21 protein-coding genes are annotated in these 23,455 nt (G+C 75.9%); 9 read left to right on the forward strand and 12 right to left on the reverse strand.

Annotation, left to right across the window (positions count from 1 at the left end; translation table 11 throughout):
• Together ACRYM6_RS14005 and ACRYM6_RS14010 are read left to right on the forward strand one after the other, a co-directional pair.
• Positions 1-408: a hypothetical protein gene (locus tag ACRYM6_RS14005; protein ID WP_432543497.1), complete on the forward strand. Its 408-nt coding sequence runs from the start codon at positions 1-3 to the stop codon at positions 406-408.
• Positions 405-749: a transcriptional regulator gene (locus ACRYM6_RS14010; protein WP_432543498.1), complete on the forward strand. Its 345-nt coding sequence runs from the start codon at positions 405-407 to the stop codon at positions 747-749. Before ACRYM6_RS14005 ends, ACRYM6_RS14010 begins: the two co-directional genes overlap by 4 nt.
• Here ACRYM6_RS14010 and ACRYM6_RS14015 read toward each other — a convergent pair.
• From ACRYM6_RS14015 to ACRYM6_RS14030, 4 genes are all read right to left on the reverse strand, one after another.
• Positions 701-1,711, reverse strand: coding sequence for an ABC transporter ATP-binding protein (locus ACRYM6_RS14015; protein ID WP_432543499.1), 1,011 nt, complete (start codon positions 1,709-1,711; stop codon positions 701-703). The genes ACRYM6_RS14010 and ACRYM6_RS14015 overlap by 49 nt on opposite strands.
• Positions 1,708-2,520, reverse strand: coding sequence for an ABC transporter permease (locus tag ACRYM6_RS14020; RefSeq protein ID WP_432543500.1), 813 nt, complete (start codon positions 2,518-2,520; stop codon positions 1,708-1,710). The genes ACRYM6_RS14015 and ACRYM6_RS14020 overlap by 4 nt, the downstream gene beginning before the upstream one ends.
• Positions 2,513-3,304, reverse strand: coding sequence for an ABC transporter permease (locus ACRYM6_RS14025; protein ID WP_432543501.1), 792 nt, complete (start codon positions 3,302-3,304; stop codon positions 2,513-2,515). The genes ACRYM6_RS14020 and ACRYM6_RS14025 overlap by 8 nt, the downstream gene beginning before the upstream one ends.
• A 68-nt stretch (positions 3,305-3,372) precedes the next feature.
• Complete coding sequence (locus ACRYM6_RS14030) at positions 3,373-4,041, reverse strand: NUDIX hydrolase (protein WP_432543502.1); 669 nt, start codon at positions 4,039-4,041, stop codon at positions 3,373-3,375.
• A gap of 104 nt (positions 4,042-4,145) precedes the next feature.
• On the opposite strand from ACRYM6_RS14030, the gene ACRYM6_RS14035 reads away from it, so the two are divergent.
• The 3 genes from ACRYM6_RS14035 (at position 4,146) to ACRYM6_RS14045 (ending at position 8,978) form a co-directional block, all read left to right on the forward strand.
• Positions 4,146-5,141 carry an SPFH domain-containing protein gene (locus ACRYM6_RS14035; RefSeq protein WP_432543503.1) on the forward strand — a complete coding sequence of 332 codons (996 nt, stop codon included), beginning with the start codon at positions 4,146-4,148 and terminating at the stop codon, positions 5,139-5,141.
• Positions 5,138-6,043 (forward strand): hypothetical protein, encoded by a 906-nt coding sequence (locus tag ACRYM6_RS14040; RefSeq protein WP_432543504.1) that lies wholly within the window; start codon positions 5,138-5,140, stop codon positions 6,041-6,043. The genes ACRYM6_RS14035 and ACRYM6_RS14040 overlap by 4 nt, the downstream gene beginning before the upstream one ends.
• Positions 6,044-6,110: 67 nt before the next feature.
• The gene (locus ACRYM6_RS14045) at positions 6,111-8,978 is read left to right on the forward strand and encodes an FAD-binding and (Fe-S)-binding domain-containing protein (protein ID WP_432543518.1); all 2,868 of its coding nucleotides are present in this window, start codon (positions 6,111-6,113) and stop codon (positions 8,976-8,978) included.
• A 31-nt stretch (positions 8,979-9,009) separates the two neighbouring features.
• Here the strand turns inward: ACRYM6_RS14045 and ACRYM6_RS14050 are convergent, their stop codons facing one another.
• A complete protein-coding gene (locus tag ACRYM6_RS14050) occupies positions 9,010-9,864 on the reverse strand; it encodes a helix-turn-helix transcriptional regulator (RefSeq protein ID WP_432543505.1) in 855 nt (284 codons plus the stop codon).
• Between the two features lie 100 nt (positions 9,865-9,964).
• Between ACRYM6_RS14050 and ACRYM6_RS14055 the strand changes: the two genes are divergently transcribed.
• A complete protein-coding gene (locus tag ACRYM6_RS14055) occupies positions 9,965-10,738 on the forward strand; it encodes an SDR family NAD(P)-dependent oxidoreductase (protein WP_432543506.1) in 774 nt (257 codons plus the stop codon).
• Positions 10,739-10,755: 17 nt separating this feature from the next.
• On the opposite strand, the gene ACRYM6_RS14060 is transcribed toward ACRYM6_RS14055, so the two are convergent.
• The 3 genes from ACRYM6_RS14060 to ACRYM6_RS14070 all read right to left on the reverse strand — a co-directional run bounded on the left by ACRYM6_RS14060 (position 10,756) and on the right by ACRYM6_RS14070 (position 12,967).
• On the reverse strand, positions 10,756-11,787 hold the full coding sequence (locus ACRYM6_RS14060) for a diguanylate cyclase domain-containing protein (RefSeq protein ID WP_432543507.1): 1,032 nt from the start codon (positions 11,785-11,787) through the stop codon (positions 10,756-10,758).
• Between the two features lie 148 nt (positions 11,788-11,935).
• The gene (locus tag ACRYM6_RS14065; RefSeq protein WP_432543508.1) at positions 11,936-12,328 is read right to left on the reverse strand and encodes a TIGR03618 family F420-dependent PPOX class oxidoreductase; all 393 of its coding nucleotides are present in this window, start codon (positions 12,326-12,328) and stop codon (positions 11,936-11,938) included.
• 9 nt (positions 12,329-12,337) lie between these two features.
• Positions 12,338-12,967, reverse strand: coding sequence for a TetR/AcrR family transcriptional regulator (locus tag ACRYM6_RS14070; protein ID WP_432543509.1), 630 nt, complete (start codon positions 12,965-12,967; stop codon positions 12,338-12,340).
• A gap of 100 nt (positions 12,968-13,067) precedes the next feature.
• Here ACRYM6_RS14070 and ACRYM6_RS14075 point away from each other — a divergent pair, with 100 nt between their 5' ends.
• Positions 13,068-14,246: an epoxide hydrolase family protein gene (locus ACRYM6_RS14075; RefSeq protein ID WP_432543510.1), complete on the forward strand. Its 1,179-nt coding sequence runs from the start codon at positions 13,068-13,070 to the stop codon at positions 14,244-14,246.
• 37 nt (positions 14,247-14,283) lie between these two features.
• Positions 14,284-15,504: an allantoate amidohydrolase gene (locus tag ACRYM6_RS14080; RefSeq protein ID WP_432543511.1), complete on the forward strand. Its 1,221-nt coding sequence runs from the start codon at positions 14,284-14,286 to the stop codon at positions 15,502-15,504.
• Here ACRYM6_RS14080 and ACRYM6_RS14085 read toward each other — a convergent pair.
• From ACRYM6_RS14085 to ACRYM6_RS14100, 4 genes are all read right to left on the reverse strand, one after another.
• Positions 15,491-18,517, reverse strand: a complete 3,027-nt coding sequence (locus tag ACRYM6_RS14085) for a PAS domain S-box protein (protein ID WP_432543512.1) — start codon at positions 18,515-18,517, stop codon at positions 15,491-15,493. The genes ACRYM6_RS14080 and ACRYM6_RS14085 overlap by 14 nt on opposite strands.
• Before the next feature lie 68 nt (positions 18,518-18,585).
• Positions 18,586-20,670 carry a diguanylate cyclase domain-containing protein gene (locus tag ACRYM6_RS14090; protein WP_432543513.1) on the reverse strand — a complete coding sequence of 695 codons (2,085 nt, stop codon included), beginning with the start codon at positions 20,668-20,670 and terminating at the stop codon, positions 18,586-18,588.
• 57 nt (positions 20,671-20,727) lie between these two features.
• Positions 20,728-21,729 carry a TIGR03557 family F420-dependent LLM class oxidoreductase gene (locus ACRYM6_RS14095; RefSeq protein ID WP_432543514.1) on the reverse strand — a complete coding sequence of 334 codons (1,002 nt, stop codon included), beginning with the start codon at positions 21,727-21,729 and terminating at the stop codon, positions 20,728-20,730.
• Entirely contained in the window at positions 21,726-22,280 is a 555-nt protein-coding gene (locus tag ACRYM6_RS14100; protein WP_432543515.1) for a type 1 glutamine amidotransferase domain-containing protein, read from the reverse strand. Before ACRYM6_RS14100 ends, ACRYM6_RS14095 begins: the two co-directional genes overlap by 4 nt.
• A 115-nt stretch (positions 22,281-22,395) precedes the next feature.
• Here ACRYM6_RS14100 and fbaA point away from each other — a divergent pair, with 115 nt between their 5' ends.
• The gene (gene fbaA / locus ACRYM6_RS14105; protein WP_432543516.1) at positions 22,396-23,418 is read left to right on the forward strand and encodes a class II fructose-bisphosphate aldolase; all 1,023 of its coding nucleotides are present in this window, start codon (positions 22,396-22,398) and stop codon (positions 23,416-23,418) included.
• Positions 23,419-23,455 lie beyond the last annotated feature (37 nt).

A 23,455-nucleotide genomic window follows, 5' to 3' on the forward strand; every position in this document is an offset into this window, starting at 1 on the left:
ATGACCACAGCTGACCGAGCCCAGGACGACCTCCGCACGGCCGCCGCCGCTGTCGCCGCGGCCCGCCCCGAACGGTTCCCGCGGTGGGTGCTGCCCGCCACGGTCCTGCCCTACGTCGGCGGGTTCGCGGCGCTGGCCGTCGCCACCTGGACCAGCGGCCTCGCGTGGGCCGTCGTGGGGATCACCCTCCTCGTCGCGTTCTTCGCCGTCTTCTCCACCGCGGTCCTGCGCCAGCGGGTGCGGACCTACCCGCGCCGCAGCCGCGCGCAGTGGGCCACCGAGTTCGGCGTCCTCGTCGTCGCCGTGCTGCTGTACCTGTTCGCCGACCCCGGCGCGGCCCTGCTCGTCGCCGGCGCCGCGTTCGGCGTGGTGCTGTGGCGCCAGGTGAAGGCGCAGGGCCGGGCGTGAGCGCCGAACCCGAGCTCGACCCCGCCGTCCAGCACCCCACCAAGCTCGCCGTCGTGGCGTTCCTGTCCGGGTGCCTGGAAGCCGACTTCAAGACCGTCCGCGACCGCCTCGACCTCAGCGACTCGGCGCTGTCGCGCACGCTGTCCGGTCTGGAGGAGACCGGCCACGTCACGGTCCGCAAGGGGTTCGTCGGCAAGCGGCCCCGCACGTGGGTCGCGCTGACCGGCGAGGGCCGCCGCAAGCTCGCCGCGCACCTGGCCGCGCTGCAGGCCATCGCGGCCGGTGCGCTGGCTCAGGCCTCCGACCTGCCCGAGCCCGACCGGTCCCCCGAGGTGGCGTAGAGGGTCCGCAGGACGTCGGCGATGTCGGGTTCCTCCACCGACAGGTCGCCGACGTCGGCGCGGCGGGACACCTGCGCGAGCACCTCGGCGGCCGTCGTCTCCTCCGCCGAGAACGCGTACCGCAGCCGCAGACCGCCCTCGCTCACCCCGAGCAGTTCCGCCCCGGCGACCTGCGGCGCAGGCACCGGCTCGCGCTGGTCGACGACCAGGACCCGGCGGGCCCCGACCCGGCGCACCAGCCCCGGCAGGTCCCCGTCGTAGGCCGCGCGGCCGTGGTCGACGACGAGCACCCGGTCGCACAACCGCTGCACGTCGCCCATGTCGTGCGTCGTCAGCAGCAACGTCGTCCCGCGCTCGGCCCGCTCGGCGCGCAGGAACCGCCGCAACCGCTCGCTGGACAGCACGTCCAGGCCGATCGTCGGCTCGTCCAGCAGGAGCAGCCCGGGGGAGTGCAGCAGCGCGGCCGCCACCTCCCCGCGCATGCGCTGACCCAGCGACAACTGCCGGACCGGGGTCGAGAGGAACTCCGACAGCCCGAGCCGCTCGTCGAGGTCGGCCAGCCGGGCCCGCCACGCGCTCGCGGGCAGGTGGTGGATCGCGCCGAGCAGCCGGAACGACTCGTGCAGCGGCAGGTCCCACCACAACTGGCTGCGCTGGCCGAACACCACCCCGATGCGGCGGGCCAGTTCCCGCCGGTGGGTCACCGGGTCCAGCCCGCAGGTGCGGACCGTCCCGCTCGTGGGCACCAGGATCCCCGTCAGCAGCTTCACCGTCGTGGACTTCCCGGCGCCGTTGGCGCCGATGAGACCGACCGACTCCCCGCGCCGGACCCGCAGCGACAACCCGTCGACGGCGCGGACCACCCGGCGCCGCCGGCGGAACCGGCCGGCCTTCTCCCGCACCACGTACTCGCGGACCAGGTCCTCGACCTCCAGCGCGTCCTGGTCCTGGTGGGTGGTCACGAACCGCTCCCCGTGTAGTGCTGGACCCCGGCCCGCCACAGCAGCAGCGCGACCCCCCACACCACCACCGCGGCCGGCGGGGAGCACCACCCCAGCCACGCCGGCAGACCCGGCGGGCCCGGTTCCCCCAGCAGCGCCAGGACGGGCAGGTAGGCGACGAACGCCGCCGGGACGACGTAGCAGAACAGCCAGCGCAGCGGCGCCGGGTACAGCGACGCCGGGTACTGGGCCGCGTTCGACCCGCCGTAGGTGATCGAGTTCACGGCCTCCCGGCCGTCCAGGAGCCAGAACTGCAGGGCGCCGGCGACGACGAACACCGCGGCGAACACCGCCGTCCCGCCCACGAGCGCGACGGCCACCAACGCCGCGGACCGCGCGTCGAGCGCGATGCCGGTGCGGGGCCAGGCGATCGCGAGCACCGCGAGCCCCACCCCGACCCGGCCCAGGCGCTTGAGGGAGACGTCGGCGGTCGCCAGCTGCGTCAGGACCGGCAGCGGCCGCAGCAGGAACGCGTCGAGCGTCCCGGCCCGGACGTGGTCGGGCAGCCGGTCGAGGTGGCCGAGCATCAGGTCGGCCAGCGCGAAGCAGACGTTCGCCAGCGCGAACACCAGCGACGCCTCCCACACGTCCAGCCCGCCCAGCGTGCTGGCCCGGGAGAACACCACGTAGATCGTGGCGAACTCGCTGACGCCGATGGCGACGTTCGCCACCAGGTCGGCCGCGAAGGAGGCCCGGTACGACAGCTGCGCCCGCACGCGCGAACCCAGGACCGCCCGGTGCGCGGCGAGGACCGGACCCCGGTCAGCCACCCTGCACCACCAGCCGCCGCGACCCGGCCGCCAGCAGGACCCGCCCGGCGAGCAGCAGACCCGCCAGCCAGCCGGCCTGCACCAGGACCGCCCGCACCGCCTCCGCGCCGCCGACGCGTCCGGTGAACAGGTCGGCGGGGGTCTGGAGCATCGAGGGGAACGGCGTCGCGCGCGCGAGCGCCTCCAGCCAGCCGGGGAACCAGGAGACCGGGATCGTCAGCCCCGTCAGCAGGGTCGCGGTGACGGTGTAGAGCAGCAGGACCCCGCGGATCTCGGTGAGCCAGAAGGCGGTGAGGTTCACCAGGAACCGCGCGGCGAACGACACCGACACCCCCAGCACCAGCGCCACCAGGCCCAGCAGGTGGGGCAGGGGGTCGGCGGGCAGGCTCAGCCCGGTCAGCAGCGCCCCCACGAGCAGCGGCGGGATGCCGCGGGGCAGCAGCATGAACGCGGCGCGCCCCAGGTCCCCGGCCCAGGCGGCCAGTTGCGGGTCGACCGGCCGCGCGAGGTCGACGGCGATGTCGCCGGTGCGGACGCGGCGGGCGACCTCGTCGTCGGCGAACACGCTCACCGGCGCCAGCAGGGCCTGGCTGATCCACGCGAACGTGGCGGCCTGGGTGGCGTCGTAGCCCGCGACCACCCCGGCCGAGGCCACCGTCCCGGTCAGCACCGAGGCCTTGACGGCGCCGAACACCGAGTTCGTCAGGGCGCCGGCGGCCGTGGCGGCGCGGTACGTCGACCACCTGCGGAACCCCGCCGCGAGCAGGGCGGGGTAGGCGGACACGGCGTTCGACCCTAGCCCCGGACCCCGCGCGGCACCAGGGCCGGCGCGGAGGGGCCGGCGCGCAGGGGTCAGCGCAGCAGGGGCGGGTGCAGGGTCGCGGCCCGGCCGCGCCGGAACAGCGCCGCGGGCCGCCCGCCGTCGCGGGTGCTCGTGCCGCCGGTGGGTTCGAGGAAACCCGCCGCCCCGGTGACCTTGCGGTGGAAGTTCCGCGGGTCCAGGGCGGTGCCCCAGACGGCCTCGTAGACCCGGCGGAGTTCGGCGACGGTGAACTCCGGCGGGCAGAACGCCGTCGCCAGCGGCGTGTACTCCAGCTTGGCGCGGGCCCGTTCCACGGCGTCGGCCAGCAGCCGGTCGTGGTCGAAGGCCAGGCCGTGGGCGTCCGCGACGGGCGACCAGCGGGCGTCGGCGGCGTCGGTCCCGGCGTGCGGGACGGGCAGGTCCGGGGCCAGGGCCAGGTAGCTGACCGTCACGACGCGCTGGCGGGGGTCGCGGCCGGGGGTCCCGTAGCTGCCCACCTGCTCCAGGTGGACCGAGCCGCGGGGCAGGCCGGTCTCCTCGGCCAGTTCGCGGGCGGCGGCCTCGGGCAGGTCCTCGTCGGGCCGGACGAACCCGCCGGGCAGGGCCCACCGGCCGGCGAAGGGTTCCTCACCGCGTTCGACGAGCAGCACCGACAGGGCCCCGCCGCGCACGGTGAGGACGACGAGGTCGACGGTCACGGCGGTGACGGGGTGGCTCACCCGGTCAGCGTACCCAGTTGTCGTCGACTTGACGACAAGGCGGGGGGAGGGCTTATCGTCATTCCGACGACAACAAGTCGTCGCACCCCACCCAGGAGGCAGTCGTGGCCGACATCACCCGCTACCCGTTCGTCCGGCACCTGCGCAGCACCCCCACCACCCACGTCATCCACCACCGCCGCGGCAAGGTCGCCCACTCCGGCGCCGGCCAGTCGTTCTGGTTCCGCCCGCTGAGCGCGACCCTGTCCGAACTGCCCGTCGACGACCGCGAGCTGCCGCTGGTCCTGCACGCCCGCACCGCCGACTTCGTCGACGTCACCGTCCAGGCCACCGTCACCTTCCGCATCGAGGACCCCGACCTGGCCGCCACCCGCATCGACTTCTCCCTCGACCCCGCCGCCGGCCGCTGGCGCGCCGCGCCCCTGCAGCAGATCGCCGGGCTGCTCACCGAGACCGCCCAGCAGCACGTCCTCGACGTCGTCGCCGGGCTGCCCCTGCTGCGGGTCCTCGCCGAGGGCGTCACCCTCACCCGCGAGCGCATCACCGCCGGCCTGCTCGCCGACAGCCGCCTCGCCCAGACCGGCCTCGCCCTCGTCGACGCCCGCGTCGTCGCCGTCCGGCCCGAACCCGACGTCGAGAAGGCGCTCGCCACCCCCACCCGCGAGCAGCTGCAGACCGAGGCCGACCGCGCCACGGCCGAACGCCGCGCCCTCGCCGTCGAGCGCGAGCGCACCATCAGCGAGAACGAGCTGCAGAGCAAGATCGAGCTCGCCCGCCGCGAGGAGCAGCTCGTCGCCCAGCAGGGCGCCAACCGGCGCCGCGGCGTCGAGGACGCCGCCGCCGCCGACGCGATCCGCACCACCGCCGAGGCCGAGCGCGAGGAACGCCTCGCCCTGGCCCGCGCCAGCGCCCGCCGCGCCGAGGGCGAGGCCGACGCCGCCGCCGAGGCCGCCCGGGTGGCCGCGATCGCCGGGACCCCGCCCGAGGTGCTGCTGACGCTCGCGCTGCGCGAGTTCGCCGGGCAGCTCCCCGACGTCGGCACCCTCGTCCTGACCCCCGACGTCGTCACCGGGGCGCTGGCGAAGCTGGTGCGGCCGTGAGCCTCGCGCCCCGCGCCGTCCTCGTGCACCGCCGCACCGCCTACGCCCAGACCGTCGCCCGGCACGGCACCCCCGGCGCCGCCGACTTCTTCCTGCGCACCCGCGGCCGCTCCCTCGCCGAGCTGGAGGAGGCCGACGAGCAGCAGCGCCGGGCCCTGGCGGCCGTCGCGGCCGCCGTCCCGCCCGACTGGCGCACCGGGACCGTCGAACGCGCCGACCTGCCCCGGTTCCTGTTCGCCCCCGAGGACGTCGTCGTGGTCGTCGGCCAGGACGGCCTCGTCGCCAACGTCGCCAAGCACCTCGCCGGTCAGGTCGTCGTCGGCATCGACCCCGCCCCCGGCCGCAACGCCGGGGTCCTGGTGCCCCACCGGGCCGCCGACACCGCGGACCTGCTGCGCCGCAGCGTGTCCGGTGCGACGTGCGAACTGCGCACGATGGTCCGCGCCCGCACCGACGACGGGCAGGAGCTGCACGCCCTCAACGAGGTGTTCGTCGGCCACCGCTCCCACCAGACCGCCCGCTACGTCCTCACCGCGGGGGAGCGGCGCGAGGAGCAGGCCTCCAGCGGCGTCGTCACCGGGACCGGGACGGGCGCCACCGGGTGGCTCGCCTCCCTGGCCCGGGGCCTGGGCCGCGGACCGGGGGGCGCCGCCCTGCCCGGCCCCACCGATCCCGCCCTGGCCTGGTTCGTGCGCGAGGCCTGGCCCTCGCGCACCACCGGCGCCGACCTCACCGCGGGCTCCCTCACCGGCCCCCCGGGCGCGGACCCGCTCACCGTCGAGGTGCTCTCCGACGAGCTCGTCGTCTTCGGCGACGGCCTGGAGGACGACCGCCTCACCCTCAGCCGCGGGCAGCGGATGCACCTCGACGTCAGCCCCCGCCGGCTCGCGCTGCTGCGCTGAACGCGCGGGCCGTGCGCCCGACCGTGCCCGAGCACCCCCCGCGCGGCGGCACACTGAACGGGTGACGCTGATCGACGACCACCACGCGACGACCGCTGCCGCCGACGGCGGGACCGCCGCGGCGGACCTCGTGACCGCACTCGCCGCCGCGCTCGGCACCGACCCGGCCTCCGGGGTCGTGGACGCCTCCACCCGCCGCCGCGCCGAGTACACCACCGACGCCTCCAACTACCGCGTCGTGCCGCAGGTCGTCGTCTTCCCCCGCACCGTCGAGGACGTCGAGGCCGTCTGGGCCGTGTGCCGCCGCCTCGGCGTCCCCCTCACCTCCCGCGGCGCCGGGACGTCCGTGGCGGGCAACGCCATCGGCCCCGGCGTCGTCCTCGACTTCTCCCGCCACCTCAACCGCGTCCTGGAGATCGACCCCGAGGGCATGACCGCCCTCATCGAACCCGGCGTGATCCTCGACGACCTCCAGCGCCAGGCCGCGCCCCGGGGCCTGCGGTTCGGGCCCGACCCCTCCACCCACGCCCGCTGCACCGTCGGCGGGATGATCGGCAACGACGCCTGCGGCTCGCACGCCCTCGCCTACGGCCGCACCTCCCACAACGTCGTCGCCCTGGAGGTCCTCGACGGCCACGGCCGCCGCTACTGGACCGACGACCCGCCCGCGGACCTCCTCGAGGAGCTGCGCGCCGTCGCCTCCCGCCACCTCGCCACCATCCGCACCGGCTTCGGCACCTTCGGCCGCCAGGTCTCCGGCTACGCCCTGGAGCACCTGCTGCCCGAGACCGGCGGCCCCACCGGCACCGCCCTGGCCCGGCTGCTCACCGGTTCCGAGGGCACCCTGGCCACCATCCTGCGCGCCCGCGTGCGGCTGGTCCGCCAGTCCCCGTCCACCACGTTCGTCGTCCTGGGCTACCCCTCGATGCACGAGGCCGCCGACGCCACCCCCGCCCTGCTCGAGCACGCCCCGCTGGCCGTGGAGGGCATCGACCGCCGCCTCGCCGACGTCGTGGTGCGCCGCGGCGGGTCCGTCGACGGCCTCCCCGGCGGCGACGGCTGGCTGTTCGTCGAGATGGGCGGGGAGACCCCCGAGGAGTCCCTGGCCGCCGCCCGCGCGCTGGTCGCCGGCTCCGGCGCCCTCGACTCCGTGATCATCCCCACCGCCGCCGAGGCCCGCGCCCTGTGGCGCATCCGCGAGGACGGCGCCGGCCTGGCCGGGCGTTCCCCCGAGGGCCAGCCCGCCTGGCCCGGCTGGGAGGACGCCGCCGTCCCGCCCGCCAAGCTGGGGGAGTACCTGCGCGAGTTCGACGCCCTCATGGCCTCCCACGGCGTCGACGGCCTGGCCTACGGCCACTTCGGCGACGGCTGCATCCACGTCCGCATCGACTTCCCCCTCTCCGAGGACGGCGGCGGTGCGGCGGCGAAGGCGTTCCTGGAGGACGCCGCCCGGCTGGTGGCCAAGCACGGCGGGTCCCTGTCCGGCGAGCACGGCGACGGCCGCGCCCGCGGCGGCCTGCTGCCCCTCATGTACGACGGCGAGTCCATCGCCGCGTTCGAGGAGGTCAAGCGCGCCTTCGACCCCGCCGACCTGCTCAACCCCGGGATCATCGTGCGCCCCGCCGACGTCGCCGCCGACCTGCGCGTCCCCGCCGCCCGGACCGCGCACGCCCTCGGCATGCCCTTGAAGTTCGCGTACTCGAAGGACGAGGGCGACCTCACCCGCGCCGTCCACCGCTGCGTCGGCGTCGGCAAGTGCCGCGCCGACTCCGGCGGCGTCATGTGCCCCTCCTACCTCGCGACCGGCGACGAGAAGGACTCCACCCGCGGCCGCGCCCGGCTGCTGCAGGAGATGGCGAACGGGACCCTCGTCACCGACGGCTGGCGCTCGCAGGAGGTCAAGGACGTCCTCGACCTCTGCCTGTCCTGCAAGGGGTGCAGCGCCGACTGCCCCGCGGGCGTCGACATGCCGACGTACAAGGCGGAGTTCCTCGACAAGTTCTACGCGGGCCGGTTGCGGCCCACGAACCACTACCTGCTGGGCTGGCTGCCGCGCTGGTCGAAGCTCGCCACCGCCGCGCCCGCGCTGACGAAGCTCGTCAACGCGCTCACGTCGGTCCCGGCGCTGGCGTGGGCCGCGCGCGCCGTCGGCGGCGTCGACCAGAACCGCCCGCTGCCGCAGTTCGCGGTCGAGACGTTCCGCGACTGGTTCGCGCAGCGCCCCGAGCGCGAGGGGCGGCCGGTCCTGCTGTGGGTGGACTCCTTCACCGAGCACTTCTCCCCCGAGGTCGGCAAGGCCGCGGTGAAACTGCTCGAGCACCTCGGGTACCAGGTGCGGATCACCGAGAAGCAGGTGTGCTGCGGGCTGACGTGGGTCTCCACCGGCCAGCTCGACGGGGCCAAGCGCCAGCTGCGGACGTCCCTGGACGCGCTGGGCAACTCCGAGGTCCCCGTCGTCGGGCTCGAACCGTCGTGCACCGCGCTGCTGCGCGACGACGCCGCCGAGCTGCTGCCCGACGACCCGCGCGCGCACGCGCTGGAGCACCGGGTCAAGACGCTGGCCGAGCTCATCGCGGCCGACCACCCCGACTGGACGCCGCCGCGGGTGGACACGAAGGCGGTCGTGCAGCCGCACTGCCACCAGCACGCCGTCATGGGTTTCGCCGCCGACGCGGCGCTGCTGGCCAAGGCCGGGGTCGACGCGAAGATCCTCAACGGGTGCTGCGGGCTGGCCGGGAACTTCGGGGCCGAGGCCGGGCACCACGACGTCTCGGTGAAGGTCGCCGAGCACGCCCTGCTGCCGGCGCTGCGCGAGCGCGGTGACGCCGTCGTCGTCGCCGACGGGTACTCCTGCCGGACGCAGTCGGACAACCTCGCCGGGGTGCGGCCCAAGCACCTGGCCGAGCTCCTCGCCGAGGCCCTGCCCGACCGCTGAACCCCGGCGGGCCGCGGGGCGGGCCGGGCCCTCAGGCCCGCGCCGGCCCCCGCGGCGCGGTCGTCCAGCTGGCCAGCAGCGGCAGCACCCGGGCGGTGGGGGAGTCCGGTTCGACGGTGTAGACGACCAGGCGCTGCTCGGGGTCGTGCGGGCCCACGACGGACTCGATGCCGAAGCTGAGCGGCCCGGCCGCCGGGTGGTCGATCCGCTTGTCCACCGACGTCCGGAAGGTCACCCGCTGGTCGGCCCACCACCGCGCCACGTCGGGGTCCTCGCGGCGCAGCTGCCCGACCAGGGCGTCCAGCCGCCGGTCGTCGGGGTGGCGCCCCACCTCGTAGCGCAGCGCCCCCACCGCGGCGGCGGCGAAGTCGGGCCAGTTCACGATCCGCGTCCGCGCCCCGGGGTCCAGGAACAGCCACCGCGCGAAGGAGGACCCCGGTTCCAGCGCCGTCCCCAGCACCGCGCTCAGCAGCCCGTTGCGCGCCAGCACCTGCGTGCGCCGGCCCAGCAGCAGCACCGGGACGTGGTCCAGCACCCCCATCAGCCGCAGCATCCCCGGGTCGGGCCGCTGCGCGACCTCCGGACCCGCCCACCGCCGGCGCGACGACGGGGCGGCCAGGTCGCGCAGGTGGGCGCGTTCGACGTCGTCGAGCTGCAACGCCCGCGACAGCGCCTGCACGACCTCGTCGGTGACGGTCTGCTGGCGCCCCTGCTCCAGGCGGCTGTAGTGGTCCGGGCTCAGCCCCGCCAGCACCGCGAGCTCCTCCTTGCGCAGCCCCGGCACCCGCCGCGGGCCGGGGAAGGGGTCGATCCCGGCCTGCGCGGGGGTCAGGCGGTCCCGCCGGGACCGCAGGAAGGCCCCGAGGGAGGCGCGGTCGGCAGGCACCCGCCCAGCGTAGGAGCAGGCCGGGCCGCCACCCTGGTCACGTCGTGACCAGGCAGGACGGACCCTGGTGCGGGTGCGGCGCACCCGGTGGAGTGGACCCATGACACCCACCGAGACACCCACCGAGCAGCACCGCACCGTCCTGGTCACCGGTTCCACCAGCGGCATCGGCGCCGCCACCGCCCGCACCCTGGCCGCCCGGGGGTGGTCCGTCGTCGTCACCGGCCGGGACGCCGGCCGCGGCGCCGCCGTCGTGGCCGACGTCGAGGCCGCCGGGGGGCGGGCCGCGTTCGTCGCCTCCGACCTCACCGGCCCGCCGGAGGCGCTGCGGGAGTTCGCCCGCGCCGCCACCGACGCCGCCGGCGGGCGGCTGGACGCGGTCGTCCACAACGCCGCGCTGTGCTCGGCCGTCGACACCGTGAGCCTCACCGACGCCGACCTGGAGGCCACCCTCGCGGTGAACGTCCGCGCCCCGCACGTCCTGACCGCCGCCCTGGCCCCGGCCATGGCCGACCGCGGCGACGGGGCGGTCGTCGTGCTGGGGTCCTGGATGGCCCACGTCGGGTACCCCTTCGTCGGGCTGTACTCCGCGACCAAGGCCGCCGAGATCCAGCTCGCCCGCAGCTGGGCCGCGGAGTTCGGGCCCCGCGGGGTGCGCGTCAACACCGTCTCCCCGGGCGCGACCCGCACCCCCGTCAACGCCTCCGCCGGCGACGTGGTCGCCCGCATGACCGCCCCCACCCCCGCGGGGCGCCCCGGGACCCCCGAGGAGGTCGCCGAGGCGGTGGCGTGGCTGCTGTCCCCGCAGGCCGGGTACGTCCACGGCGCCGAGATCGCCGTCGACGGGGGGATCACCACGGCCCGCACCGCCTGAGCCCGCCGGTGGGCGGCTCAGGGACCGGTGGGCCGGTGCCGCGCGGCCTTGGCCGCGTACATCGCCGCGTCGGCCCGGCGCAGCAGGTCGTCCAGGTCGGTGCCCGGGGTGTCGGCGATCGCGGTCCCGGTGCTGGCGGAGACGCGCACCACCGTCCCCTCCAGCTCGAACGGGGCGCGCAGCACCGCACCGACGCGGTCGGCCACCGACCGCACCAGGTCGGGGTCGTCGTCGGCCAGCACCACGACGAACTCGTCCCCGCCCAGGCGCGCCAGGCGGTCCTGCGGGCGCAGCACCCCGGCCAGGCGGTCCGCGCTCAGGCGCAGCAGCAGGTCACCGGCGGCGTGGCCGTGCCGGTCGTTGACGGGTTTGAAGTCGTCCAGGTCGACGTAGACCACCGCGAGGGGGTTCCCGGCGCCCTCCCCGGTCCCCAGGTGCCCGGCGACGTGCTCCTGCAGCCCGGCGCGGTTCAGCTGCCCGGTCAGCGCGTCGTGGGTGGCCGCGTGCAGCAGCGCGTCGTGGCGGCTGCGCCGCTCGGCGTCCAGCGCGGCGTCACCGGCCTCGCGCTGGGCGGCCAGCACGGCGACGTTGCCGATGACGAGCAGGGACAGCAGCGTGGTGATCACCGCGCACACCAGGTCCAGGGTGCGCGGCAGCGGGGTGGGCAGGGAACCGGTCTGCGCCAGCACCTGCAGCGCCGTGCTCACGACCACGGTCATGGCCGCGCAGGGCCGCCAGGCGCGCGCCCCGCTCCACTGCAGGTGCACGCTGGCGACCAGGGCCCCGAAGACGGGGAAGAGGAAGGCCACCCCGGTGGGGGCGACGGTGGCGGCGAACAGCAGGCCGCCCAGGAACACCCGCAGCCACACCCGGTTGTCGAGGCGGCCCGCGCCGATCCACCGCTGCACGGGGTCGCAGCGCAGCAGCAGGGCGACCGGCCACCCGACGACCTGGGTCCACAGCGGGGAGTGGACGGCCTCGTCGGGCAGTGCCCACCAGATCCCCGCGGCGGCGGCGGCGATGCCGAGCGCGGCCCCGCCCAGGCGCACCCCGACCCGCACCCCGCCCCCCGCCGACCCGGTCCGTGCGCCGGCCCCCCGCTCCGGGCGGCCCGCGCGGCGACCGGTCCCGGCCCCCGGGTGGGTATCGGGTGCGCCCGCGGGTGCCCTGGAGGCGGCGAACGGGTGAGCGGCGGTGTCAGGGGGTGTGCAGCGAGTCGACGGCGATGGTGAGCACGACCCGCTGCTGGTCCTGGTTGCCGCCGAACCCCGGGTAGGGCCGGCCGAGGTACTTCACGGACAGCGCGTCGAGGTGCTCGCGGGCCCCTTCGGTGGTCCGCCCGACCACCCGGCCGCGGACCGCCCAGGAGCGGGAGGGGTTCTCGGGGTCGGCGATGCCGACGGCGATCCGCGGGTCGCGGCCGGTGTTGCGGGCCTTCTGGTGGGTGGTGACGGTGTTGATCACGACGTGCTCGCCGTCGGTGCCGGCCCAGGTCTGGCTGATCTGCGGCGACCCGTCGGGCATGAGGGTCGTCACGAAGCAGATCGCGCGGGCGTGCAGGACGTCGAGGAGTTGCTGGGGCAGGGTCACGGTGGGTCCTCAGTGGTCGCGGGTGAACAGGTGCTCGATGACGTCGTCGTGGGGCGCGGGCCCGGGCAGCCGGGCGTGCCGCAGGCCGGCCAGGGCGATGGCCAGGGCGCGCCGCCACAGGTCGGGGGCGGCGGTGCGGGAGGCGTCCAGGACGCTGCCGACCATGACGTGGACGGCGACGAGGTCGGCGGCCGTGACCCCGGCGGGGACGGTGCCGGCGGCGACCGCGCGTTCCAGGAGCCCGGTGACGACGGGGGTCATGCGCCGGCTGGCGCGGTGGACGATGGCGTAGGAACCCCGCTGCGCGCGCAGGATCTCCCCGAGGGCCCGGTTGGCGGCCTCCAGTTCGAGCTGGCGTTCCAGGAAGGTGGTCAGCCCCGCCCAGGGGTCCTCCTCCGCCGCGGCCTGCTCGGCCATGGCGCAGACGGTGTCGATGTGGTCGTCGAAGACGGCGTCGACGAGGTCGTCGCGGGTGGGGAAGCGCCGGTAGACGGTGCCGGTGCCGGTTCCGGCGGCCCGGGCGATCTCCTCGTAGGACACGTCCAGGCCCCGGTCGGCCATGAGTTCCCCGGCGGTCGACAGCAGGAGCCGGCGGTTGCGCTCGGCGTCGCGGCGCAGGGGCTGGGCGGGGGTGGGCACGGGGTGACCGTACCGAACTGGAAGGCCGGTTCTCAAGTTGAAGACGTCCTCCACTTGTGGTCGACTGCCGCCACCACCCCCTCTGACCCCGGAGCACCCCGTGACCCTCGCGCCCCCCGCCCCGTCCGCCCCCTCGGACGAGGCGGTGACCCCGTACCCCGTCCACGTCCCCGAGGCGGACCTGCGCGACCTGGCCGACCGCCTGGCCCGCACCCGCTGGCCCGAAGCCGAGACCGCCCCCGGTCAGGGACCGGCCCTGCACCGCCTGCGCGCCCTCGTCGAGCACTGGGCCGACGGGTACGACTGGCGCCGCTGCGAGCGGGACCTGAACTCCTGGGGTTCGTCCCGCACCGTCGTCGACGGCCTGGGGATCCACTTCCTGCACGTCCGCTCGGCCGAACCCGGGGCCCGTCCGCTGCTGCTGTGCCACGGCTGGCCCGGGTCGGTGCTGGAGTTCCGCCACCTCATCGGCCCGCTGACCGACCCGGTCGCCCACGGCGGCCGGGCCGAGGACGCGTTCCACGTCGTCATCCCCTCGATGCCCGGTTTCGGGTTCTCCGGCAAACCCACCTCCACCGGGTGGGGCGTCCCCCGGATCGCCGGGGCGTGGATCACGCTGATGCACCGGCTGGGGTACCGGAACTGGTTCGCCCAGGGCGGGGACTGGGGTGCCGCCGTCGTCGACGCCATCGGCCGCCGGCCGGGATCGGGCTGCCTCGCAGTGCACTTCAACTTCCCGATGGTGTTCCCCACGCCGCAGGAACTGGCGGAGGCGACGCCGGAGGAGGCGCGCATGGCCGCCCGGGCGCAGCGGTACGCGACCGAGCTGGACGCCTACGCGAAGGAACAGGCCACCCGGCCGCAGACGATCGGGTACGCGCTGGCCGACTCGCCCGTCGCCCTGGCCGCGTGGATCTACACCCTGTTCGAGGACGTGACGGACCACGACGGCTCGCCCGAGGACGTCGTCGACCGCGACGAGATCCTCGACGACGTGATGATGTACTGGCTGCCCGGTTCCGGGGCCTCCGCCGCGCGGCTGTACTGGGAGGCCCGGCAGGACCCGGGCCCGCCGCCGGCCGGCCCCGGCCCCACCCCGGCGGGTTTCAGCGTGTTCCCCGGCGAGGCCGTCCAGGCGTCCCGGCGCTGGGTCGAACGCCGGTACGCGACGGTCCTGCGGTACGCCCGGCTCGAGCGCGGTGGGCACTTCGCCGCCCTGGAGCAGCCCGGGCTGCTCGTGGAGGAGGTGCGGGCGACGTTCCGGGGGATCACCGCCTGACCCACCCCGGTCCGGCCCGCCCGGGTAGGTTCGGCCCGTGCCCGAGACCTCCCAGCTCCTGGCCGCCATCGCCGACACCGGCCGCGACGCCGTGCGGGGCGGGTACTCGCGGCCGGTGTTCGCCCCCGCCGAGCGTGAACTCCTGGAGTGGTACCGCGCGGAACTGGCCCGCCGCGAGCTGGAACCGCAGACCGACCGCAACGGGATCGTGTGGGCCTGGTGGAACCCCGGCGGCGCGCCGCTGACCGGGGCCGTCGTCACCGGCAGCCACCTCGACTCCGTGCCCGGCGGCGGCGCGTTCGACGGCCCGCTGGGCGTCGCGTCCGCGCTGCGGGCGGTGGACCTGCTGCGCGAGCGCGGGGTCGAACCCGTCAAACCCCTGGGCCTGGCGGTGTTCCCCGAGGAGGAGGGGTCCCGGTTCGGGGTGGCCTGCCTGGGGTCTCGCCTGCTCACCGGGGCGATCACCGCCGAGCGGGCGCTGAACCTCACCGACCCCGACGGGAACACCTTCGCCGACGTCGCCCGCCGCGCGGGGCTGGACCCGGCCGGGTTCGGCCGCGACGAGCAGGCCCTGGCCCGGATCGGGACCTTCGTGGAGCTGCACGTGGAGCAGGGCCGCGGCCTGGTCGACCTGGGCGCCCCGGTCGCGGTCGCGTCCTCGATCCTGGGTCACGGCCGCTGGCGGTTCACCGTCCACGGTCAGGGCAACCACGCCGGGACGACGTTGCTGGCCGACCGCCGCGACCCGCTGCTGGCCGCCTCCCGGATCGTGGTGGCCGCCCGCGAGGTCGCCGCCGCGCACCCGGGGGCCCGCGCCACCGTCGGGCGGTTCCAGCCCGTGCCCGGTGGCACCAACGTCATCGCCTCCCGCGTCGACCTGTGGCTGGACGTGCGGCACGCCGAGGACGCGGTGACCGCCGCCGTCGTCGCCGAGGTCACCCGCCGGGCGGTGGACCTGGCGGCGGGGGAGGGGTGCACCGTCGAGGTCGCTGAGGAGTCCTCCAGCCCGACCGTCGGGTTCGACCCGGCGCTGGCGCGGCGCCTGGGCCGGGTCCTGCCCGGTGCACCGACCCTGGCGACCGGGGCCGGGCACGACGCGGGCGTGCTGGCCGGGCACGTCCCGACGGCGATGCTGTTCACCCGCAACCCCACCGGGGTCTCGCACTCCCCGGAGGAGTTCTGCACCGACGCCGACGCCGAGGCCGGCTCGGTCGCCCTCGCCGACGTCCTGGCCGACCTGCTGCTCAGCCCAGCGTGACCGCCCGCGCCAGGTCGGCGCGCGGGTCCTCGTCCCGGGCCCCGTCCCGCTCGCCGCTCTCCTCGCCCAGGGCGTTCAGCGTCAGCGTGAACCGCGACCCGCCGTCGCGGGCCGGCTGGTAGGTCAGGTCCCCGCCCCCGGCGTTGATCAGCGCGCGGGCGATGAACAACCCCAGCCCGGTGCCCTTCTTGCCCACCGCGACCCCCGTGGTGGCGCGGGCGAACCGGTCGAACAGGTGCGGCACGAACGCCTCCGGCACCCCCTCGCCGCTGTCGACGACGTCCAGGGCGACGTGCTCACCGCGCTGGCGGGCGGCCACCCGCACCGGCGCCGCCCCGTACTTGAAGGCGTTGCCCAGCAGGTTCGCCAACACCTGCTCCAGGTGCCCGCGGTCGGCCAGCACCGTGAGGTCCCCCACCCCGCCGGTGTCGACCGCCCCGGCGTCGCGGCCGAGCCGGTCCACGACGTCGGCGACCACCGACGGCAGGTGGACCCGGGTGGTGCGCGGGGTCGGCGTGCCCTCGTCCAGCTGCGCCATCGTCAGGATGTCGTTCAGCAGGTCGTCGGCCCAGCGGCCCGCCTTCTGGATGCGCCCCAGGTACTGCCGCTTGTCGTCCTCCGACAGCACCTGCCAGTCGTCCAGCAGCAGCTCGGCGAACCCGACGGTGCTCGCCAGCGGCTGGCGCAGGTCGTGGCTCAGGGTCGCCACCAGGTCGTCCTTGAGGCGGTTCGCCTCCCGCAGCTGCTCGTTCGAGGCGACCAGCGCCGCCTGCGCCCGCATCCGCTCCGACAGGTCCCGCACCAGGGTCAGGGTGGCGCGGCCGCCGGCGTCGGGCAGCGCGACGGTCGTCACCTCCACCGGCACGGTCGTCCCGTCGGCGCGGCGCAGGGCCGTCACCAGCGGGGCGGTGGGCGCCACCCGGCCCGGGGTGGGGACCCGGCGCGCCAGCCACGCCTCCTGCTCGGCCTCGGGGACCAGCAGCAGGGACGTGGGCAGCGCCAGCAGGCCCGGGGTGCGGCGGCCCGTCAGGCGCGCCATGGCCTCGTTGACGTACGTGATCTGCTCCTCGTGCTCGACCAGCACCCCCTCGCCGAGGTCGCTCAGGGCGCGCAGCAGCCGCGTGGAGACGTCGCGCTGGCGGCGGACGTCGTCCTCGGCGCTGACGCGGTCGCTGACGTCGACGACCTGGTTGGCCAGGTACAGCGGCTGCCCCTCGTCGTCGCGGACCACCGAGGTGGAGACCTGGGTGTGCACGACGTGCCCGTCGCGGTGCAGGTGCCGCACCGCCCCCGCCACGCCGCCGGTCCCCGCGGCCGCGCCGGCGTCCAGGAAGCCCCGCACCACCTCCCGGCGCTCGTCCCGGTCCGCCGGGTGCACGAACCGGCCCCAGCCCTCACCCACCAGCTCGGCGCGCTCGTACCCGAGCATCGCCGCGGCGGCGGGGTTCACCCGCAGCACGGCACCGGTCAGGTCCAGGTCGACGTTGCCCACCATCGACGCCTCGAACGCGGCCTCCAGCTGACCGGCCTGCTCCGCGGCCCGCCGCCGGGCCGACTCCAGGTCGCGGCGCAGGACGCGGTCGGCGGTCACGTCGGTCATCGCCACCACGGCGCCCAGCGCGCCGCCGTCGGCACCGCTCATGCGCCGGCCCGAGCACGTCACGGTGAGCGCCGGCCGCCCGACCGGGGCGATGACCATCTCGGCGCCCGTCACGGACCCCTCGCGCAGCGCCCGGTGCAGCGGGACGTCCACGATCGACAGGGGCGTGGAACCGTCGGGGGCGTACAGGGCGTAGCTGCCGGCGTGCTGCGCCGGGTCCATCGACGCGTCGGCGTCCAGGCCGTGCCACTGCCGGGCCGCCCGGTTGAACATCGTCAGCCGGCCCTGCGCGTCGGCCACCACGATCCCCACGTCCACGGTGTCCAGCACGGCCCGGGCCAGCTCCCCGCGGGCCTCGGCCTCGGCCATCGCCCGCTGCGCCAGCGCGCGCTGCTCGGCGGCCTCCTGCGCCAGCCGGCAGCTGTCCGCGGTCGAGGCGGCCATCCGGGCCAGCAGGACGTCGCGCTCGTCGCGGCTCATCGCCATCGCCAGGCCCAGCACGGCCTGCAGGACCACGTACAGCTGCACGACGACGGCGCGGGTGGCGTCGTCGGCGATCATCGCGAAGGGGCCGTGGCCGGCCAGGGTCAGCAGCACGGCCACCACGCCCATCGCCAGGCCGTGCACCACGACGATCGTCGTGTCGAAGCGCAGCGCCACCCACGCCGTCAGCGCCACCAGCGGGAACGCCACCGGGAGGCCGTGGTAGAGGCCGAAGATCAGGACGTAGGCCAGCGCCGAGCAGACCACCGCGGCGACCAGCTCGACCAGCCCCCACCCCCGCGGCCAGCGCACCGGCGCCACGACCGTGGACGCCTCCCCGGCGCGGGCCCGGCGGCGGGCGCTCAGCAGGCAGCCCGCGCGGAAGCAGACGGCGGCGACGACCAGGACGCCGGCGGTGTTGCGGGTCACCCACACCAGCGCCTCCAGCCACGACCAGTGCCCGGTCAGCGCCCACAGGGCCGTCGGCCCCAGGAGGGCGCTCGCGCCGGTCGCCAGCACCGCCGCGGCGAGCAGGCGCATCAGCTGCGGCAGACCGGTCAGCGGCCGGTCCCCCCCAGCGCCCCACGCCTGCGGGCACCAGCGGGCGAACAGCGCGCCGAACACGAGGACCTGGGCGACGCCGGCGGCGGCGAAGCACCCCGACACCACCGCGTCCAGGCCCGTGAGGGCGTTGAGCGCGAACGTCGCGACCGACAGCAGCACCAGGTCCAGCCCCCGGGTGCGGGCCGAGCGCTGCGCGGCGAACCACACCACCGCCACGCCCGCCGCGGGCCACACCAGGCTCAGGCTGGTGCCGTCCACGACCGTCTGCCGGCCCAGGAACACCGCCACGCAGAACACGAGGGCGAAGGCCAGGCTGCGGACCACGGCGGCGGGCGTCGGACGTGCGGACGTACCCGACGTGACCACGGCTTCCTCCTGCGTCCCGAACGCCACCGGACGGGGGACCGGTGGTCTCCCTCAGGGCATCGGCGCGCTCACCGCTGGGCTGAAGGGGTGAGCGCGGGGCCGGCGTGCACGACGGTCACGTCGCGCCCGCCCTGCTTGCCCCGGTACAGCGCCTCGTCGGCGCGGGCGACGACCTCCTCGACCCGCAGCCCCGGCTCCCACGCCGCCACGCCGATCGTGCAGCTCTGCCCGCGCGGCACGGCCGCCCGGATGCGGTCGGCCACGGCCACCGCGTCGTCCGCCGTGCACCCGGGCAGGGCGACGACGAACTCCTCCCCGCCCCAGCGGGCCAGCGTGTCGACCTCGCGCAGGCACCCCTGGGCGGCGGCGGCGAACTCGCGCAGCAGGTCGTCCCCGCCCAGGTGGCCGTGGGTGTCGTTGTAGGCCTTGAAGTGGTCGAGGTCGATGACCGCCACCGTCAGCGGCGTCCCGGTGCGGGCCGCGCGGGCGACCTCGCTGCCGATCACCTCGTCCCAGCGGCGCCGGTTCGCCAGCCCCGTCAGGGCGTCGCGCTCGGCGGCCTGCGCGAGCCGCTGCAGCAGCTCGGCCCGCTCGGCGGCGTGGGCCAGCTCACCGGACAGCGTCTGCAGCACCGGCAGGACGTGCTCGGGCAGCGTGGGCTGCCGGGTGCGCCAGAACACGCCCAGCACCCCCACGGTGCGCTGACCGGACAGCACCACCGGGTGCCACGCCCCGGACACGAACCCGGTCGCGGCGGCGACGCGACGCGCCGTGCGGGGGTCGGTCTGGACGTCGGCCACGAACACGGGGGTGGAGCTGGCGAAGGTGGTCGCGGCCAGCGACGGCTCCTCCGGTCCGTAGACGACGCGCTGCGCCGGGAAGCAGGACGTGGCGACGGCCCGCAGCTCCCCGCCGTCGCCCGGACGCAGCAGGTACGCGGCGTCGGCCCCGGTCAGCTCCTGCAGCCACCCGCAGATGACGTCCTGCGGGTCCTCGGCCGAGGCCAGGGCGCGGGAGGCGTCGGCCAGGGCCTGCACCCGCCGGGAGTGCTCGGCGAGCCCGGCGTGCGCCCGGGCCAGCGCCCGTTCGCGCTGGCGGGCCTCGGTGACGTCGTTGAGGGCGACGACCGCGCCGAGCAGGCTGCCGTCGCCGCGGCGCATCGCCCGGCCCGAGCACACCAGCACCCGGTCCGGCTGCCCGGCGGCGGTCAGGACCACCTCGGCGCCGTCCACGACGTCCTCGCGCAGGGCCCGCACCCACGGCAGCGCCTCGGCGGCCAGCGGCGAGCGGTCGGCGGCCAGGAAGACGGCGGTGGCCGGCGCGGTGCCCTGCCACTGGCGCACGGCCCGGTTCGTGGAGCTGACCTGCCCCTGGTCGTCGACGACGACGAGGCCGACGTCGATGGTGTCGGCGACGACCTCGCTGAGCTCCCAGCGCGCCTCGGCCTCGGCCATCGCCAGGACCGCCAGCTCGCGGGCCTCGGCGGCCTGCTCACCCTGCTCGGCGGCGCGGCGGGCCTCCCGGCGCCGCTCGAACAGCGTGACGAGGACCCCGGCGAGGTCGCGCAGGACGGCGAGCTGCTGGTCGGTGAGGACTCCGGGCGCGGTGTCGAACACGCACAGCGACCCCAGGGGGTGACCGGCGGGGCTGACGAGCGGGACGGAGGCGTAGCAGCGGACCCGGCCCAGGCGGCCGTCCACCCAGGGGTTGGCGGCGAAGCGCTCGTCGAGGGAGGCGTCGGGGACGTGCAGGACGTGCCCGTCGAGGAAGTGCGGGTCGCACATGGCCTCCCCGCGGTCGAGGTCGCGCCCCTCGAACCCCACGGTCGTCAGCTGGCAGGTGCGGTGCGCGTCCACCAGGTTCAGCGTCGCGCTCGCGACCCCGGCCGCGGCGGCCGCGGCGCGCACCACGGCCGACAGCTCGTCGTCGGCGGGGGTGTCCAGCAGGCCGTAGCCGTGCAGGTCCGCCAGCCGCGCCGCCTCGGGGGCCGGGACGACCGCGGGCGCCGCGAGGGGCACCGCGAGGGGCACCGCGAGAGGCACCGCGAGGGGGGTGGTCAGCTGTCCCGGACCGGCCTGCGGTCCGCGCTCGTCCTGCTGCTCCTCCTCCTGCGCGCTCGCCCGCGCCAGGGCCAGCCAGTCATCCCGGTTCACCCCAGCCCCATCGGCCCGCCGGGCCCCGACCTTGAACGGCGGGGCCCGGGCGACCGGTCAGCTCGGCGAGGGGTTCGTGCCCTGCGCCGCCTCGCGCAGCGCGGGCAGCAGGTCGCTCTCGGCGGCCCGCAGGAACTGCTCCTGGTGCTCCCCGCCGATCTGCACCAGCGCCAGGTCGGTGAACCCGGCCTCGAAGTACTTCGAGGCGGCCTCCACGACGGCGTCCACGTCGTTCCCGCACGGGATCTGCGCGGCGACGTCCTCGGGCCGGACGAACTGGGTGGCCCCGGCGAACCCGGCCGTGGTCGGCAGGTCCGCGTTCACCTTCCAGCCCCCCGCGAACCAGCGGAACTGCTCGTGGGCGCGCGCGACCGCCGCGTCCCGGTCGGCGTCCCAGCTCACCGGCATCTGCCCGATCTTGCGGCTCGGGTGCTGACCGGGCTCGCGCGCGGCGTCCCAGGCGGCCAGCGCGGCGTCCGGCTCGACGGCGATCGCGTGCTCGGCCAGCGGGGAGAACCGCGTGGCCGACTTCTCGCCGCTGATGGCGATGGCCAGCGGCACCCGGTGCTCGGGGACGTCCCACAGCCGGTGGGAGTCCACCCGGAAGTACTCCCCGGCGTAGGTGAGGAGTTCACCGTCGAAGAGGTTGGAGATGATCTCGGCGGCCTCCACGAGCATGTCCTGCCGCTCCTCGACGGCCGGCCAGCCGTGACCCACGACGTGCTCGTTGAGGTTCTCGCCGGAGCCCAGGCCCAGGACGAAGCGCCCCTCGGACAGGATCTGGACGGTCGCGGCCTTCTGGGCCACGACGGCCGGGTGGTAGCGGACCGTGGGGCACGTCACGTACGTCATGAGCTCGACCCGCGACGTCGTGGCGGCCACCGCCCCCAGCACCGACCACGCGTAGGGGGCGTGGCCCTGCGAGGTCAGCCACGGCGAGGCGTGGTCGGAGAACACGATCGTGTCGAAACCCGCCTCCTCGGCCGCGCGGGCGTCCCGCACCAGCCAGCGCGGGTCGGACTGCTCGCTCATGCAGGTGTAGCCGATGCCGACGCTCACGACAGCTCCCCCAGCAGCGCGCGGTTGAACGCGGGCAGGTCGTCGGGGTTGCGGCTGGTGATGAGGGGCCCGGGACCGGAGCGGTCCACGACGACCTCCTCGTCGACCCACTCGGCGCCGGCGTTGCGCAGGTCGGTCTTCAGCGAGGGCCACGACGTCATCCGCCGGCCCTTCAGCACGTCGGCCTCCGCCAGCGTCCACGGCGCGTGGCAGATGGCGGCGATCGGCCGCGTGGAGGCCGCGAACTGGCCCACGAACTTCACCGCGGACAGGCTGGTGCGCAGCGCGTCCGGGTTGGCGACGCCCCCCGGCAGCACGAGGGCGGCGTACTCCGACGGGCTCGCGTCGTCGACGACGACGTCCACGTCGAAGGTGTCCGCCGCGTCGAGGTGGTTGAACGCCTGCACCTGCCCGGGCGCGGTCGACAGGAGCACCGGCTCGCCGCCGGCGTCCTGGACGGCCTTCCACGGCTCGGTCAGCTCGACCTGCTCGATGCCCTCGGCGGCGACGAGGAACGCGATCTTCTTGCCGTTCAGCTGGCTGTCCGTCATGGGCCCCACGGTCGCACCACCGCCCGCCGTCGGCATCCGGGAAGGGTCGCCTGCCCGCCCCGGGCGGCTCGTGGAAGGATCACCCCGCCAGAGTCGCCCCGACGGAGGAGTCGCCATGCCCATCGCCACCCCGGACGTCTACGCCGAGATGCTGGACCGCGCGAAGGCGGGGGGCTTCGCCTACCCGGCCATCAACATCTCGTCCTCGATCACCCTGAACGCGGCGATCCGCGGTTTCGCCGAGGCCGAGAGCGACGGCATCGTGCAGGTGTCCACCGGCGGCGCGGAGTTCCTGTCCGGCACCACGGTCAAGGACATGGTCCTGGGGTCCCAGGCGCTCGCCGAGTACGCCCACCACGTCGCCAAGGGCTACGGCGTGAACATCGCCCTGCACACCGACCACTGCCCCAAGGACAAGCTGGACGGTTTCGTCCGGCCCCTGCTGGCGATCTCCGCCGAGCGCGTGAAGAACGGCCGGGACCCGCTGTTCCAGTCGCACATGTGGGACGGCTCGGCGGTGCCGCTGGAGGAGAACCTCCAGATCGCCGCGGACCTGCTGGCGCAGGCGGCCGCCGCGAAGATCGTCCTGGAGGTCGAGATCGGCGTCGTGGGCGGCGAGGAGGACGGCGTCGCGCACGAGATCAACGACAAGCTCTACACGACCGTCGAGGACGCCCTCGCCACGGTGGAGGCCCTCGGGACGGGGGAGCGGGGCCGCTACCTGACGGCCCTGACGTTCGGGAACGTCCACGGCGTCTACAAGCCCGGCGGCGTGAAGCTGCGCCCGGAGATCCTCAAGGAGATCCAGGAGCAGGTCGGGGCCCGGGTCGGCAAGGACCGGCCGTTCGACCTGGTGTTCCACGGCGGGTCCGGTTCCAGCGAGCAGGAGATCAGCGACGCGGTCGACTACGGCGTGGTGAAGATGAACGTCGACACCGACACCCAGTACGCCTTCACGCGCCCCATCGTCGACCACGTGTTCCGCAACTACGACGGCGTCCTCAAGGTCGACGGCGACGTCGGCAACAAGAAGACCTACGACCCGCGGGTGTGGGGCAAGGCCGGGGAGACCGGCATGGCCGCCCGGGTCGTCGAGGCGGCCCAGAACCTGCGCAGCGCCGGCAAGTCGGTCAAGTGACCCACCCCCCGCGGTGACCGCCTCGGCCGGTCACCGC

Origin of the sequence: Kineococcus rugosus (assembly GCF_050871975.1) — a bacterium.
GTDB lineage: Bacteria > Actinomycetota > Actinomycetes > Actinomycetales > Kineococcaceae > Kineococcus.

Excerpts from the sequence above, each read along its gene's own strand:
- ACRYM6_RS14055 (WP_432543506.1), top strand. The coding sequence starts at position 9,965 with ATGACACCCACCGAGACACCCACCGAGCAGCACCGCACCGTCCTGGTC.
- fbaA (WP_432543516.1), top strand. The coding sequence starts at position 22,396 with ATGCCCATCGCCACCCCGGACGTCTACGCCGAGATGCTGGACCGCGCG.
- ACRYM6_RS14005 (WP_432543497.1), top strand. The coding sequence starts at position 1 with ATGACCACAGCTGACCGAGCCCAGGACGACCTCCGCACGGCCGCCGCC.
- ACRYM6_RS14100 (WP_432543515.1), bottom strand. The coding sequence starts at position 22,280 with ATGACGGACAGCCAGCTGAACGGCAAGAAGATCGCGTTCCTCGTCGCC.